The following is a 13,678-nucleotide window of genomic DNA, read 5'->3' on the forward strand; positions in this document are numbered from 1 at the left end:
GGCTGTCGTCGCCCCGGGTGGAGCGTTTCAGCTCGTCGGGGCAGTGGTGCCCGTACCCGGGCCGGTGGGCGTCGACGGGTCGGACGGGTCCGGGGACGGCGTCGGACCGGTCGGGGACGGGTCCGTCGGTGACGGCGTGGGGCCCGTGGAGTCCGTCGGGTCGGGGCTCGGGTCGGTCGGCTGTGTGGGATCCGGTGAGGACGAGGGCGGATCCGACGGTACGGACGGGCCCGAGGGGGAGGAGGGGTCGGCCGTACCCGGGTGGCCCGGGCCGCCGGGTGACGGTGCCGTCGCCCCGTGTCCCCGGATCACCACGACCGAACCCGAAGGGGCGAGGGCGATGCGCGCGCTCCAGGTACCTGCGGGTTCCCGCAGGTGGTCCACGAGGACGCGGACCGTGATGCTCTCGCCTGCGGCGAGCGTGCCCGAGGAACTGCTGAGGCGCAGCCAGGACGCATCCGCGCGGGCCGACCAGGCGACGGGTGCGCCGCCCGAGGCGGTCAGGCGGATCAGTGTCGTGCCGCCGGACGAGCGGGCCTCGACGGTGAGCCCGCCGATGCCGCCCCGCACCGGACCCGAGCTGATCACCTCGGCCGAGACGTCCGGGGTACTGCCGTCCGTGAAGCGGGCGCCGGGCTGGGGACGGGCATTGCCCGCGTTCTCGTAGTGGCCGTCCGGGTTGCCGCCGAGGTCGTGGCGGATGTCCGTCTCGGTCGCGGTGACGGAGGAGCCGTCGTGGCCCTCGCCGGTCTGCGGCGCGCCCCGGTAGGCGGTCCACAGCGCGATCACCGGGGCGGCGACGACCGTCGCCACCACCGTCGTCGTCACGACCCTGGCCCGCAGCCGGTCCCGGCGCGCGGCGTGGTCCTTCGGGTCCATGGGGAAGCCCGCCCGGTCGAAGCGCGGGCCGCCGGACCGATTCCGCTGGGCGTGGACCATCGCGACGTACGCGGACGGCCGTGGCGCCTCGACGACCGGCAGCGCGGCGCCCGGGGTGACGGCCGCGCCCGGCCAGGGGCCCTCGGCGCCGGCCCGCTCGGCGGCCCGGCGGCAGCGGGGGCAGTCGTCGACATGGCGGACGAGTTCGCGGCGCAGGGTGGCGGAGAGCAGGACGCGGTGGTCGCCGGTGAGCCGGGCGACGGTGGGGCAGTTGCCGCTCTCGACGACGGCGAGGGCTGCGCGGGTGCGTTCCACCTCGCAGGCCGCGGCGGCCAGGAGGTCGCGGGCGGTCGCCGGTTCGAGGCCCAGGACGGAGGCGACGGCGCGCGGGGCGAGGCGGTGGCGCACCGCGAGTTCGAGCGCTTCGCGCTGTTCGGGGGTGGTGCCTGCGGCCTCCGGCCAGGCCAGCTGGGCGAGTTCACGGCGGTGCGCCTCGGCGGCGGCTTCGGATTCGGGGACGGGGTCGTTGCCCGCCGGGGCGCCGCCCGGCGTGAAGGGGGCGGCGGCAGTGGCCTTCGCGACGACGGCCGGGGGCGTACGGCGGCCCGCGCGCGCCCCCTGGGCGGCCGTCCCGCCCGCCTGCTTGCCCGGAGGCCCCCCGCCCGCCCGCTTCGCCTCCTGCTTGGCCGGCTGTCTTCCCGACAGCTTCCCGGCCTTGTGGCGGTGCGCCTGGCGGCCCTGTTTCTGTTCGGCGAGCTTGCGCAGACACATCCATCTGGCCAGCGCGTACAGCCAGGATTTACGTTCCTCCTCACCCGCCGGGCACCGGCCGTCCTGCCGTTCCGCGATCGCGAGCACACCGCCGAGCGCCTCGGTGGCGGCATCGTGGTCGCAGAGCACGGAGAGGCAGTAGGTGAACAGACCGTCGAGATGCGGTTCGTAACGTGCGGGCGGCCGCTGCGGCGAAGGCTGCGCCGAGGAGTGGGGCGCACGGCGCCGCGCCCGGTGTGCGCCGGTGGTGTGCGTGGGGGGCTCCAGCCTGCTGCTCGTCACCTGGCGACCGTAGGCAGCACAGAGCATGCCTATAGCGCCCCTTCGGCACATTTAATCCTTACGGGTGAACGTACCGCTCAAAAGGGGACAGGGATCCCTGGTTCAGGAGGGTCGGAATCTCTGATTCCGTCGGAAGAGCCGGGCGGATCCGGGCCGCTGGCGGGCGCGCACCCGCGCCGGGCGGCGTCTGCGGACCGCGTCCGGCGGCGTCGGCGGACCGCGCCCGGCGGCATTGTCGGACCGCACCTATACGGTTGCGCCATGGCTGCCCGTACGAAATCCGCGAAGGACCGGCCGTCCTACCGCTGCACCGAATGCGGCTGGACGACCGCCAAGTGGCTCGGCCGCTGCCCCGAATGCCAGGCATGGGGGACGGTCGAGGAGTTCGGCGGCGCCCCTGCCGTGCGGACCACCGCGGCCGGCCGGGTCAGCACCGCCGCGCTCCCCATCGGCCAGGTCGACAGCCGGCAGGCCACCGCCCGGTCGACCGGCGTCGGCGAGCTGGACCGGGTGCTCGGCGGCGGTCTCGTGCCGGGTGCCGTCGTGCTGCTCGCGGGCGAGCCGGGCGTCGGGAAGTCGACGCTGCTGCTCGATGTGGCCGCCAAGGCCGCGAGCGAGGAACACCGCACGCTCTATGTCACCGCCGAGGAGTCCGCGAGCCAGGTGCGCCTGCGCGCCGACCGGATCCGGGCGATCAACGACCATCTGTATCTCGCCGCCGAGACCGACCTGTCCGCGGTCCTCGGTCATCTGGACGCCGTCAAGCCGTCGCTCCTCATCCTCGACTCCGTACAGACCGTCGCCTCGCCCGAGATCGACGGGGCGCCCGGCGGCATGGCGCAGGTCCGGGAGGTCGCCGGGGCCCTCATCCGGGCCTCCAAGGAGCGCGGCATGTCGACGCTCCTGGTCGGCCATGTCACCAAGGACGGGGCGATCGCCGGGCCGCGGCTGCTGGAGCATCTCGTCGATGTGGTGCTGTCCTTCGAGGGCGACCGCCATGCCCGCCTGCGGCTCGTACGAGGCGTCAAGAACAGGTACGGCGCGACCGACGAGGTCGGCTGCTTCGAGCTGCACGACGAGGGCATCACCGGCCTCGCCGACCCGTCCGGGCTTTTCCTCACCCGCCGCGACGAACCCGTGCCCGGCACCTGCCTGACCGTCACCCTGGAGGGCAAGCGGCCGCTCGTCGCCGAGGTGCAGGCACTGACGGTCGATTCCCAGATCCCTTCGCCCCGGCGCACCACCTCGGGTCTGGAGACGTCCCGGGTGTCGATGATGCTGGCCGTTCTGGAACAGCGCGGCCGGATCAGTTCGCTCGGCAAGCGGGACATCTACAGCGCGACGGTCGGCGGTGTGAAGCTCTCCGAGCCCGCCGCGGACCTCGCGGTCGCGCTGGCGCTGGCCAGCGCGGCAAGCGACACACCACTCCCCAAGAACCTGGTGGCGATCGGCGAGGTGGGCCTCGCGGGCGAGGTCAGAAGGGTTACGGGAGTCCAGCGCAGGCTGGCCGAGGCGTACCGTCTGGGCTTCACGCACGCGCTGGTTCCGACCGACCCCGGGAAGGTCCCGGCCGGTATGAAGGTCACAGAAGTCGCCAACATGGGCGACGCACTGAGAGTGCTCCCGCGCCGGTCTCACGCACAGGCCCCACAGGAGGAGAACGCGCGCCGGTAGACTTTGCCCTGGTCTCGCCCGTCCGTACGAACGGTATGAGGGACGTAAGGGCACCGCAAACCTGTGACCGGAGGAGTGCAGTGGCAGCCAGCGACCGGGCAGCATCGCCCGGAAAGTCCGGCCAAGGCACCGGTAACGAGGCGCTGATGCGCGCCTCGTTGACCGCCGTCGCGCCCGGAATGGCCCTGCGGGACGGCCTGGAGCGCATCCTCCGTGGCAACACCGGCGGGCTGATCGTCCTGGGCATGGACAGAACCGTCGAGTCGATGTGCACGGGCGGATTCGTACTGGACGTGGAGTTCACCGCGACGCGCCTGCGCGAGCTGGCCAAGCTCGACGGCGCACTGATCCTCGACAAGGACATGACCAAGATCCTGCGGGCCGGTGTGCAGCTGGTCCCGGACGCCTCCATCCCCACCGAGGAGACCGGCACCCGCCACCGCACGGCGGACCGGGTCTCCAAGCAGTGCAACTTCCCGGTCGTCTCGGTCTCGCAGTCGATGCATCTCATCGCGCTGTACGTGGACGGGGAGCGCCGGGTCCTGGAGGAGTCCGCCGCGATCCTCTCCCGCGCCAATCAGGCACTCGCCACCCTGGAGCGGTACAAGCTCCGGCTCGACGAGGTCGCGGGCACGCTCTCGGCGCTGGAGATCGAGGACCTGGTGACGGTCCGCGATGTGACGGCCGTCGCACAGCGGCTGGAGATGGTCCGCCGGATCGCGACCGAGATCGCGGAGTACGTGGTGGAGCTGGGCACCGACGGCCGGCTTCTCTCGCTCCAGCTCGACGAGTTGATCGCGGGCGTCGAGCCGGAGCGTGAGCTGGTCGTGCGCGACTATGTGCCGGAGCCGACCGCGAAGCGGTCCCGTACGGTCGCCGAAGCGCTGACCGAACTGGACGCGCTCTCCCACACCGAACTGCTCGAACTCCCGGTCGTGGCACGGGCGCTGGGGTACAGCGGCTCGCCGGAGACGCTGGATTCGGCAGTCTCGCCGCGCGGCTTCCGGCTGCTGGCGAAGGTGCCGCGGCTGCCCGGGGCGATCATCGACCGGCTGGTGGAGCACTTCGGCGGTCTGCAGAAGCTCCTTGCCGCCAGCGTGGACGACCTCCAGACGGTGGACGGGGTCGGCGAGGCGCGGGCGAGGAGCGTGCGCGAGGGGCTGTCGCGACTGGCCGAGTCGTCGATCCTCGAACGATACGTCTAGCCGTACACGTAGCGGTACGCGCAGGGGACGCAGACGGTGTCGGGGCCCGGGAGACCGGGCCCCGAAGTGTTTTCGGGGGCCGACCGGTCTCGCGGGTGCTCAGCCTTTTCTCAGTCCTTCGCGAGGACGAACGAGGCGCGCTGCACCGGCTCGCCAGGCGCCTTCGCCTCGACCAGATACGTACCGGGCCCCGCGGTCCCCGCGGGTGGCGTCGCGCACTGCGGGGCGCTCTTCTTGCGGTCCCACTCCACGGTGTGGACGACGGTCGACCCCGCCGGGACCTCCAGCAGCAGGCTGCCCGCGTTGCGCGGGCAGTCCTTGGAGGACCACACCTGGTTGTCGTCGCCACCGGCCTCGGTGATGGTGAGCACCGCGCTCTTCGGCCCGAAGTCGGCCTTGCAGGCGGTGGACGAGGTGTTTTTGGCGGTCAACCGGAACTTCGGCTTCTCGTCGGGGCTGTAGTTGAGTCCGGTGCTCAGGCTCAACTGCAGTACGCCGGCGGTGCAGTCGGGGAGCGAGGAGTCTGCCGGGACCTGCTGTCCGGTCGTCGCGCCGCTGCCGCTCGCGCCACCGGCTCCGGTGTCCGATCCGCTGCCGGTGCCCGTGCCGCTGCCGCCGTCGGAGCCCGCGCCCGTACCGCTGCCGCCTCCGCCGGAGTCGTCCGACTCGTCGCGCCCGCCCGGCTGTTGACTGATGGCCGGACCCGACTGGGAGGGGCCGGGAGTGATCGAGCGTACGGGACCCGAACCGCCGGGCCGGGAGTCGTCCGTGTTCCCCTTGCTGCCACCGGAGGTGACGCCCCACACGATCAGCAACGCGAGCAGCGCAACCAGCGTCGCCGCTACGGCCCTCCGTCGCCAGTAGATGGTGGAGGGAAGCGGACCGATCGGATTACGCAAAGATCCCACGGCGCAAACTGTACGAGAGATCGGCGCCAACTCCCGCCCCACCCGCCGCCCGGCCCTGAAGTTTTGCGGATCATCATCCTGGGACGGCCTGTTCCGGCCCCGTACTTCCGTCGGGATTTCCGTCGAGTCGGGCCCCGGGGATCGCCCAAGGTGACCACCCGGTTTTGTTGACTACCCTCTGTCACATGGATAGTTCATCTACTGCCCCGCTCTACCGGGACATCACCGACTTCGCGCATGACATGCCGTCATGGGTGCAACACCTGGCCGAGATATGGACGGAGCTCGGCCTCCTGGTCTTCGGCGTCCTGTTCATCACCGGATGGTGGCGTGCCCGGCGGGCGGACGACGGCGCTCTTGCGCTGGCGGTGCTCGCGCCCATTGCGACGGCCTTCGGCTATGTGGGCAGCGAGGTGCTCAAGTCGATGGTGGACGAGGAGCGCCCGTGCAGGGCGGTCGTCGGGGCGGCGGCCTCGCTGGTGCCGTGCCCGCCGGCGGGCGACTGGTCGTTCCCCAGCAACCACTCCGCGATCGCCGGCGCGGCAGCCGTCGCCCTGGCGATCGCCCGGCCCCGGCTGGCCCGGCTCACCGTGCCGCTGGCCCTGCTGATGGCCTTCTCGCGAGTCTTCGTCGGGGTGCACTATCCGCATGACGTGGCGGTCGGTCTGCTGCTGGGCGCGGCGGTGGCGGCCGTGGCGGTCGCCGTGCTGCAGCGCCCGGCACGGTCGCTCGTCAGGACGGTACGGAGCAGCGGGGCGCCCCTGGCCGTCTGGGCGTCGGGCCCGGGGGCGGCGACAGCCGGCCGGTCCCGGCGGCGGGGGAAGCGGCGGGGGAAGCGGCACTGACGGCCCGGGGGGAGTCTCCTTGGGCCGGTTGCCGGATATTGCGGGGACAGACGGGTGGCAATATCACCCCAAGGGCCCTGAGGAGGAGCGACACCACCGTGCCCGGAGCCATCGTCTGCCCTTCCGTGTCAGGATCGGCGGTGCGATGACTGCCATGACTGCGACACAGACGCCCCCCACCTCCCTCCATGCTCCCGTCATCGGGTGGTTCGAACAGCACGCCCGCGATCTGCCCTGGCGCCGCCCCGAAGCGGGCGCCTGGGGTGTGATGGTGAGCGAGTTCATGCTGCAGCAGACCCCCGTCAGCCGGGTCCTCCCGGTGTACGAACAGTGGCTGGCCCGCTGGCCGCGTCCGGCCGACCTGGCCGCCGAGCCGCCCGGTGAGGCGGTACGTGCCTGGGGCCGGCTCGGCTACCCGCGCCGGGCGCTCCGGCTGCACGGGGCCGCGCAGGCAATAACTGAACGGCACGGTGGCGACGTACCGAGCGAGCACGGTCAGCTGCTCGCACTGCCCGGGATCGGTGAGTACACCGCGGCGGCCGTGGCCTCGTTCGCGTACGGACAGCGGCATGCCGTACTCGACACGAACGTCCGCCGGGTGTTCGCCCGGGCCGCGACCGGCATCCAGTACCCCCCGAACGCGACCACCGCCGCCGAGCGCAAGCTCGCCCGCGCCCTGCTCCCCGAGGAGGACGAACGGGCCGCCCGCTGGGCCGCCGCGACGATGGAGCTCGGAGCCCTCGTCTGCACCGCCAAGAACGAGGACTGCACACGGTGCCCGATCGCCGGGCAGTGCGCCTGGCGTCTGGCCGGGAAGCCCGCCCACCAGGGGCCCCCGCGACGCGGTCAGACCTACGCCGGCACGGACCGGCAGGTACGCGGACGCCTTCTCGCCGTCCTGCGCGAGGCCGTGACACCGGTGCCGCAGTCGGCACTGGACGCGGTGTGGGACGAACCGGTGCAACGAGCCCGTGCGCTGGACGGCCTGGTCGCGGACGGCCTGGTCGAACCGCTGGCCGACGGCCAGTACCGGCTGCCGCTGAGCTGAGGTCCGTACCGCCCCTCTCCCCCGCTGTTACACAACCGATGGACAGCCGTGCGTCTGCGTATGGCTGCTCCGCACAGCCCCGTGACAACAGCTCCGTAGCGTCAGCGACGTCCAGCCCGACCGATCGATGGCTGGCAGCGGTTCTACGGGGATCTACGGGGACGGAGGCGGTTGTAATGGCGCAGGGCGAGGTGCTCGAATTCGAGGAGTACGTACGCACTCGGCAGGAGGCACTGCTGCGCAGTGCACGCCGGCTTGTCCCCGACCCTGTGGATGCGCAGGACCTGCTGCAGACCGCCCTGGTCCGCACGTACGGCCGCTGGGACGGCATCGCCGACAAGTCCCTCGCCGACGCCTATCTGCGCCGCGTCATGATCAACACCCGTACCGAGTGGTGGCGGGCCCGCAAGCTGGACGAGATCCCCACCGAGCAGCTGCCCGACGCGAGCGTCGAGGACGGCACCGAGCAGCGCGCCGACCGCGCCCTGCTGATGGATGTGCTGGGCGTACTGGCTCCCAAGCAGCGCAGCGTCGTCGTGCTGCGACACTGGGAGCAGATGAGCACGGAGGAGACGGCTGCGGCGCTCGGCATGTCGGCCGGTACGGTGAAGAGCACGCTGCACCGTGCGCTGGCGCGACTGCGCCAGGAGCTGGAGAGCCGTGAGGCAGCGAGCAGGGAGGCCCGGCTCCGGGAGGAGCGGGGCCTGACGGCGGCCGACCGTGCTCCGGCCGTCGGCGCTCCGGTGAATGCGCGGACAACGGCGCAGATACGGGCACAGGCGGGCAGGCGTATGGACGAACGGGGGCGGGAGCGGTGCGCGGCCTGACAGCCAGCGATGACAGCGGCCACGGCGACGACGACCGTGGCGGCGGAAGAGACGGCGGTGGCCCCGGGGCCACCGCCAGGCGTGGCCGGGTCGTGACCGGCTGGGCGGCGAGCACCACGACCCTGGTCGGGCTCGCCGCTTTCGGGCTGCTCACCGTCGGCTGCTCCACCGGCGGTACCGGCACCCGGGACGAGGGCCCGGCAGGCACCCAGCCGGTCGCCCAGGTCACGCCGAGCGCCGATCCGCCGTCCACGGCGAAGCCCACGCCCCGGATCGATCCCGTGACGCTGCTCAAGCGGGACCCCGAGGTCAGCGAGCGGGTCAGGACGGATCTGAAGCCCTGCAGCGGCTCCGAGTACCCGGTGGACACCTCGTACGGCACCATGACCGGCGGCCCCTCGGCCGACGTCGTGGTGAACGTGATGACCTGTGGCGATTCGGTGGGCGTCGGCACCTATGTGTACCGCCCGCGGAGCAACGGCACGTACGAGAACGTGTTCGCCATCGAGCAGCCCGCGGTGTACGGCACCATCGACCGCGGTGATCTGGTGGTGACGGCCCAGGTGTACGGGAAGAAGGACTCGGTCGCGTACCCCTCCGGCGAGGAAGTGATCACCTACCACTGGGCGGACAACCGGTTCACCGAGCACGACCGGGTGCACAACGACTTCAACCGAGCCGTCGGTAACGGAGAAGCCGGTCTTCCGGAATCCGCTGAACCGGCGGGGAACTGAGAGCAGTCCGATGGCCGAGACCCACGTCCTGTTCGTCGAGGACGACGACGTCATCCGCGAGGCCACCCAGCTGGCGCTGGAGCGCGACGGCTTCACGGTCACCGCGATGCCCGACGGACTGTCGGGCCTCGAGGCATTCCGGGCCGACCGTCCCGACATCGCCCTGCTCGATGTGATGGTGCCGGGGCTCGACGGGGTCAGCCTCTGCCGTCGTATCCGCGACGAGTCGACGGTCCCGGTGATCATGCTGTCCGCCCGGGCCGACTCGATCGATGTGGTGCTCGGCCTGGAGGCCGGCGCCGACGACTACGTCACCAAGCCCTTCGACGGGGCGGTCCTGGTCGCCCGGATCCGTGCCGTGCTGCGCCGCTTCGGTCATGCGTCGGGCGGACAGCCGGGCAACGGGGAGCCGGAGTCGCAGCCCGTCGGCGGGATGCTGGTCTTCGGCGATCTGGAGGTCGACACCGACGGCATGGAGGTCCGCCGCGGCGGCGAGCAGGTGGCGCTGACCCCGACCGAGATGCGGCTGCTGCTGGAGTTCTCCGCCGCGCCCGGCACGGTGCTCTCCCGCGACAAACTCCTGGAGCGGGTCTGGGACTACGGGTGGGGCGGTGACACCCGGGTCGTGGATGTCCATGTGCAGCGGCTGCGCACAAAGATCGGCCAGGACCGGATCGAGACGGTCCGCGGCTTCGGCTACAAACTCAGGCCATGAAGCGGCTGGCCCTGCGGACGGGTGTCCGCTGGAAGATCAGCATCGCCATCGCGGCGGTCGGCGCGCTGACCGCGGTCGCGCTCAGCTTTGTCGTCCACAACGCCGCCCGGGTCTCGATGCTGGAGAACGCGCGCGAGGTCCAGCTGGAGCGGCTGACGTACGCGCAGCTGCTGTACGAGGCGAAGAAGACGCAGAAGGCCGACCCCCGGTTCGGTGCCAAGCTCAACGACCCGACGATGCCGCGCAGCCTGCGCGCGGAGACCAACAGGAACCGGCGCGCCACGCATGTCGACGAGTCCAGGAACGGGGTGCCCGATGTGTGGGCGGCCGTGCCGGTCGGCAACGGCGATGTGCTCTCGCTGCACACCCGTTTCGCCGACCGCAGCGCCACGATCATGGGCGATCTCGACCGGGCGCTGATCATCGGTTCGGTCTCGGTGGTGTTCGGCGGCTGTGCGCTGGGCGTGCTGATCGGCGGGCAGCTGTCGCGCCGGCTGCGCAAGGCGGCGGCCGCGGCGGGCAGGGTCGCGCAGGGCAATACGGATGTACGGGTCAGGGAGGCCGTCGGCGGTGTCGTCCAGGACGAGACCGATGAGCTGGCCCGCGCGGTGGACGCGCTGACGGACGCGCTGAACGAACGGATCGAGGCGGAGCGCCGGGTCACCGCGGACATCGCGCACGAACTGCGTACCCCGGTGACCGGTCTGCTGACGGCGGCCGAGCTGCTGCCGCCGGGCCGCCCCACCGAGCTCGTACGGGACCGGGCGCAGGCGATGCGCACCCTGGTCGAGGATGTGCTGGAGGTGGCCCGGCTGGACAGTGCGTCGGAGCGGGCCGAGCTGCAGGAGATCGCGCTGGGTGAGTTCGTCAGCCGGCGGATCGCGCTGCTGGACCCGGATGTGCGGGTGCAGGTCGTCCACGAGTCCTGGGTCAGCACCGATCCGCGCCGACTGGAGCGCATCCTCGGCAATCTGCTGGGCAACGCCGCCAAGCACGGCGCCACTCCGGTGGAGGTCACGGTCGAGGGCCGGGTGGTCCGGATCCGCGATCACGGTTCCGGGTTCCCGGCGGCGCTGCTGCGTGAGGGACCGAGCCGGTTCCGTACCGGAAGCAGCGACCGGGCCGGCCACGGACACGGTCTGGGACTGACGATCGCGGCCGGTCAGGCGCGGGTCCTCGGGGCCCGGCTGACCTTCCGCAACGCGGCGCCGGAAGGGGCGGCGAAGGGCGCGGGCGGGGCGATCGCCGTGCTGTGGCTGCCCGAGCACGCACCGACGAACACCGGCAGCTTCCCGATCCTGCGCCTGTCCGAACAGCGCACGCCGGGCAGCGGCGACGCGGAGAGCGCGGAGTCCGGCCGCAGGCAGTCCGGCGGCTGAGCCGGAAACGGAAGGAGGCTCCCGGGGCGCGCCCCGGGAGCCTCCTCGTCCACCGCGACCGTACGGCGCGAAGGGATCAGACGGTCTCGGGCTGCTTGGGACCGGCGACCGCGGCCGGCTCCTGCGCACCGTCCGACGACACGGTTTCCGGGCCCGCTCCCCGCAGCGGGACCTCCTTGACGAACACCGACGCGAGCAGGGCGATCACTCCGACCGAGGCACCCACCAGGAACGCGATGTGGGTACCGGACGACACCGCGAACTGGTACGCGTCACGCGCCGCCTCCGGCAGCTTCGCCAGGCTCGCCGCGTCCAGCTGCGCGGACTTCGCCGTGGCTCCCCCGCCGCCGCGGGCCGCCATCTCGTCCTGCACCCGCCCGGTGAACAGCGCACCCATGATCGCGACACCGAAGGAGCTGCCGAGCGTACGGAAGAGGGTGGTCGCGGAGGAAGCGACTCCCATGTCCTTCATCTCCACGCTGTTCTGCGCGACGAGCATGGTGATCTGCATCAGGAAGCCCATGCCCGCGCCGAGCACCGCCATGTAGATGCCCGAGGTGAACCGCGTGGTGCCGGTGTCCATCTGCGAGAGCAGGAACAGACCGGTCACCATCAGGACCGAGCCCACCACGGGGAAGATCTTGTACTTGCCGGTGCTGGTGGTGACCCGGCCCGCGATCAGCGAGACGACCATCATCGACAGCAGCATCGGCAGGAGCAGCAGACCCGAGTTGGTCGCCGACGCGCCCTGGACGGACTGCTGGTACAGCGGCAGGAAGAGCACCGCACCGAACATCACGAAGCCCGACATGAAGCCGACGACGGACATCAGGGTGAAGTTGCGGTTGCGGAAGATGTGCAGCGGAATGATCGGTTCTGCAGCCTTCGTCTCGACGAAGAGGAAGCCGAGGAGCGAGGCGACACCGATCGCGATGAGTTCCATGATCACGGCGGAGTTCCAGTCGTACTCCGAACCGCCCCAGGTGGTGACCAGCACGATCGCGGTGATGCCGAGGGTCAGCAGACCCGCGCCGAGGTAGTCGACCTTCGCCTCGGTGCGCTCCCGCTTGGGCAGGTGCAGTACGGCGGTGACCATGGCGAGGGCGACCGCACCCAGCGGCAGGTTGATGTAGAAGCTCCAGCGCCAGCCGAGGTGGTCGGTTATGGTGCCGCCGACCAGCGGTCCGCCGATCATGGCGATCGCCATCACACCGGCCATCATCCCCTGGTACTTGCCGCGCTCGCGGGGCGGCACCAGGTCGCCGATGATCGCCATAACACCGACCATCAGGCCGCCCGCGCCGAGTCCCTGGACCGCCCGGAAGCCGATCAGCTGGCCCATGTCCTGGGCCATTCCGCTCAGCACCGAGCCGATCAGGAAGAGCACGATGGACGTGAGGAAGATGCCCTTGCGCCCGTACATGTCGCCGAGCTTGCCCCAGATGGGAGTGGAGGCCGCGGTGGCCAGGGTGTACGCGGTGACGACCCAGGACAGATGCTCCAGGCCGCCGAGGTCACCGACGATGGTCGGCATGGCAGTGCCGACGATCAGGTTGTCCAGCATGGCGAGCAGCATCGTGATCATCAGGGCGAGCATCACCACCTGGACGCTGTGCTGCCGATTCTCGGGTTTCCCGGCAGGCCGGTCGTCCGCCTTTCCGCCCGCCGTCTTCTTCAGATCCGACATGGTGCCACTCCCCTGATCCCCTGCGCGTGCCGGGCACTTACTTGTCGCCCGGCTAGTTGACTACACTGGGGAAAGTAGCCCCGTAACTAGCCGGGCGTCAAGTAAGTTCGAGGGAGAGCGCCATGGGCAGCACACCGCAGCCGCGCCGGGGCAACACGCGCCAGCGCATTCAGGACGTCGCCCTGGAGCTCTTCGCCGAACAGGGCTACGAGAAGACCTCGCTGCGCGAGATCTCCGAGCGGCTGGATGTCACCAAGGCCGCGCTGTACTACCACTTCAAGACCAAGGAAGACATCCTGGTCAGCATCTTCGACGACCTCAACCGGCCGGTCGAGGAGCTGATCGTGTGGGGCAGGGGTCAGCCCCACACCCTGGAGACGAAGAAGGAGATCCTGCGCCGCTACGGCGAGGCGCTGACCGCCGCCGCCCCGCTCTTCCGGTTCATGCAGGAGAACCAGGCGACCGTACGGGAACTCAGCATCGGGAAGACCATCAAGGACCGCGTCATCGCCCTGGTCGACCTGATCAAGGAACCCGGCGCTCCGCTGACCGACCAGGTGCGCTGTTTCAGCGCGCTCTTCACGATGCACGCGGGCATGTTCGCCCTCAATGACTTCGAAGGCGACCCCGAGGACAAGCGCAAGGCCGTCCTCGAAGTCGCCTTCGAACTGGTCACCCGGGCACACGGCCCGGAGTCCGCACAGTAGCGGGGTCCGTCACGGTC

Annotated in this window: 12 protein-coding genes; 9 read left to right on the forward strand and 3 right to left on the reverse strand. The window is 71.1% G+C overall.

Features of this window, described 5'->3' with window-relative positions; translation table 11 throughout:
* Window positions 1-27: 27 nt before the first annotated feature.
* Window positions 28-1,983, reverse strand: coding sequence for a hypothetical protein (locus ACGFU7_RS35250; protein WP_393701441.1), 1,956 nt, complete (start codon window positions 1,981-1,983; stop codon window positions 28-30).
* Between the two features lie 210 nt (window positions 1,984-2,193).
* Here ACGFU7_RS35250 and radA point away from each other — a divergent pair, with 210 nt between their 5' ends.
* The gene (radA, locus tag ACGFU7_RS35255) at window positions 2,194-3,606 is read left to right on the forward strand and encodes a DNA repair protein RadA (RefSeq protein ID WP_393701443.1); all 1,413 of its coding nucleotides are present in this window, start codon (window positions 2,194-2,196) and stop codon (window positions 3,604-3,606) included.
* Window positions 3,607-3,686: 80 nt separating this feature from the next.
* Complete coding sequence (gene disA, locus ACGFU7_RS35260) at window positions 3,687-4,811, forward strand: DNA integrity scanning diadenylate cyclase DisA (RefSeq protein ID WP_114245192.1); 1,125 nt, start codon at window positions 3,687-3,689, stop codon at window positions 4,809-4,811.
* A 110-nt stretch (window positions 4,812-4,921) separates the two neighbouring features.
* On the opposite strand, the gene ACGFU7_RS35265 is transcribed toward disA, so the two are convergent.
* Window positions 4,922-5,719, reverse strand: a complete 798-nt coding sequence (locus ACGFU7_RS35265; RefSeq protein WP_393701445.1) for a hypothetical protein — start codon at window positions 5,717-5,719, stop codon at window positions 4,922-4,924.
* Window positions 5,720-5,904: 185 nt separating this feature from the next.
* Between ACGFU7_RS35265 and ACGFU7_RS35270 the strand changes: the two genes are divergently transcribed.
* From ACGFU7_RS35270 to cseC, 6 genes are all read left to right on the forward strand, one after another.
* Window positions 5,905-6,564, forward strand: a complete 660-nt coding sequence (locus tag ACGFU7_RS35270; RefSeq protein WP_393701446.1) for a phosphatase PAP2 family protein — start codon at window positions 5,905-5,907, stop codon at window positions 6,562-6,564.
* 145 nt (window positions 6,565-6,709) lie between these two features.
* Entirely contained in the window at window positions 6,710-7,612 is a 903-nt protein-coding gene (locus tag ACGFU7_RS35275; protein ID WP_393701448.1) for an A/G-specific adenine glycosylase, read from the forward strand.
* A gap of 176 nt (window positions 7,613-7,788) precedes the next feature.
* Window positions 7,789-8,439 carry a SigE family RNA polymerase sigma factor gene (locus ACGFU7_RS35280; RefSeq protein ID WP_393701449.1) on the forward strand — a complete coding sequence of 217 codons (651 nt, stop codon included), beginning with the start codon at window positions 7,789-7,791 and terminating at the stop codon, window positions 8,437-8,439.
* The gene (locus ACGFU7_RS35285) at window positions 8,427-9,173 is read left to right on the forward strand and encodes a hypothetical protein (RefSeq protein WP_393701451.1); all 747 of its coding nucleotides are present in this window, start codon (window positions 8,427-8,429) and stop codon (window positions 9,171-9,173) included. The genes ACGFU7_RS35280 and ACGFU7_RS35285 overlap by 13 nt, the downstream gene beginning before the upstream one ends.
* Before the next feature lie 10 nt (window positions 9,174-9,183).
* The gene (gene cseB, locus ACGFU7_RS35290) at window positions 9,184-9,888 is read left to right on the forward strand and encodes a two-component system response regulator CseB (RefSeq protein WP_393701452.1); all 705 of its coding nucleotides are present in this window, start codon (window positions 9,184-9,186) and stop codon (window positions 9,886-9,888) included.
* Entirely contained in the window at window positions 9,885-11,267 is a 1,383-nt protein-coding gene (gene cseC, locus ACGFU7_RS35295; protein ID WP_393701454.1) for a two-component system sensor histidine kinase CseC, read from the forward strand. Before cseB ends, cseC begins: the two co-directional genes overlap by 4 nt.
* 76 nt (window positions 11,268-11,343) lie before the next feature.
* Here the strand turns inward: cseC and ACGFU7_RS35300 are convergent, their stop codons facing one another.
* On the reverse strand, window positions 11,344-12,954 hold the full coding sequence (locus ACGFU7_RS35300; protein WP_393701455.1) for an MDR family MFS transporter: 1,611 nt from the start codon (window positions 12,952-12,954) through the stop codon (window positions 11,344-11,346).
* Window positions 12,955-13,076: 122 nt separating this feature from the next.
* Here ACGFU7_RS35300 and ACGFU7_RS35305 point away from each other — a divergent pair, with 122 nt between their 5' ends.
* Window positions 13,077-13,661 (forward strand): TetR/AcrR family transcriptional regulator, encoded by a 585-nt coding sequence (locus tag ACGFU7_RS35305; protein WP_393701457.1) that lies wholly within the window; start codon window positions 13,077-13,079, stop codon window positions 13,659-13,661.
* Window positions 13,662-13,678 lie beyond the last annotated feature (17 nt).

Origin of the sequence: Streptomyces sp. NPDC048473 (assembly GCF_043200155.1) — a bacterium.
In the GTDB taxonomy this organism is placed as follows: Bacteria; Actinomycetota; Actinomycetes; order Streptomycetales; family Streptomycetaceae; genus Streptomyces.

Bases quoted from the DNA above. Each gene is read 5' to 3' on its own strand.
- ACGFU7_RS35250 (WP_393701441.1), bottom strand. From the start codon at position 1,983: ATGTGCCGAAGGGGCGCTATAGGCATGCTCTGTGCTGCCTACGGTCGC.
- radA (WP_393701443.1), top strand. From the start codon at position 2,194: ATGGCTGCCCGTACGAAATCCGCGAAGGACCGGCCGTCCTACCGCTGC.
- ACGFU7_RS35270 (WP_393701446.1), top strand. From the start codon at position 5,905: ATGGATAGTTCATCTACTGCCCCGCTCTACCGGGACATCACCGACTTC.
- ACGFU7_RS35275 (WP_393701448.1), top strand. From the start codon at position 6,710: ATGACTGCCATGACTGCGACACAGACGCCCCCCACCTCCCTCCATGCT.
- ACGFU7_RS35280 (WP_393701449.1), top strand. From the start codon at position 7,789: ATGGCGCAGGGCGAGGTGCTCGAATTCGAGGAGTACGTACGCACTCGG.
- cseB (WP_393701452.1), top strand. From the start codon at position 9,184: ATGGCCGAGACCCACGTCCTGTTCGTCGAGGACGACGACGTCATCCGC.
- cseC (WP_393701454.1), top strand. From the start codon at position 9,885: ATGAAGCGGCTGGCCCTGCGGACGGGTGTCCGCTGGAAGATCAGCATC.
- ACGFU7_RS35300 (WP_393701455.1), bottom strand. From the start codon at position 12,954: ATGTCGGATCTGAAGAAGACGGCGGGCGGAAAGGCGGACGACCGGCCT.
- ACGFU7_RS35305 (WP_393701457.1), top strand. From the start codon at position 13,077: ATGGGCAGCACACCGCAGCCGCGCCGGGGCAACACGCGCCAGCGCATT.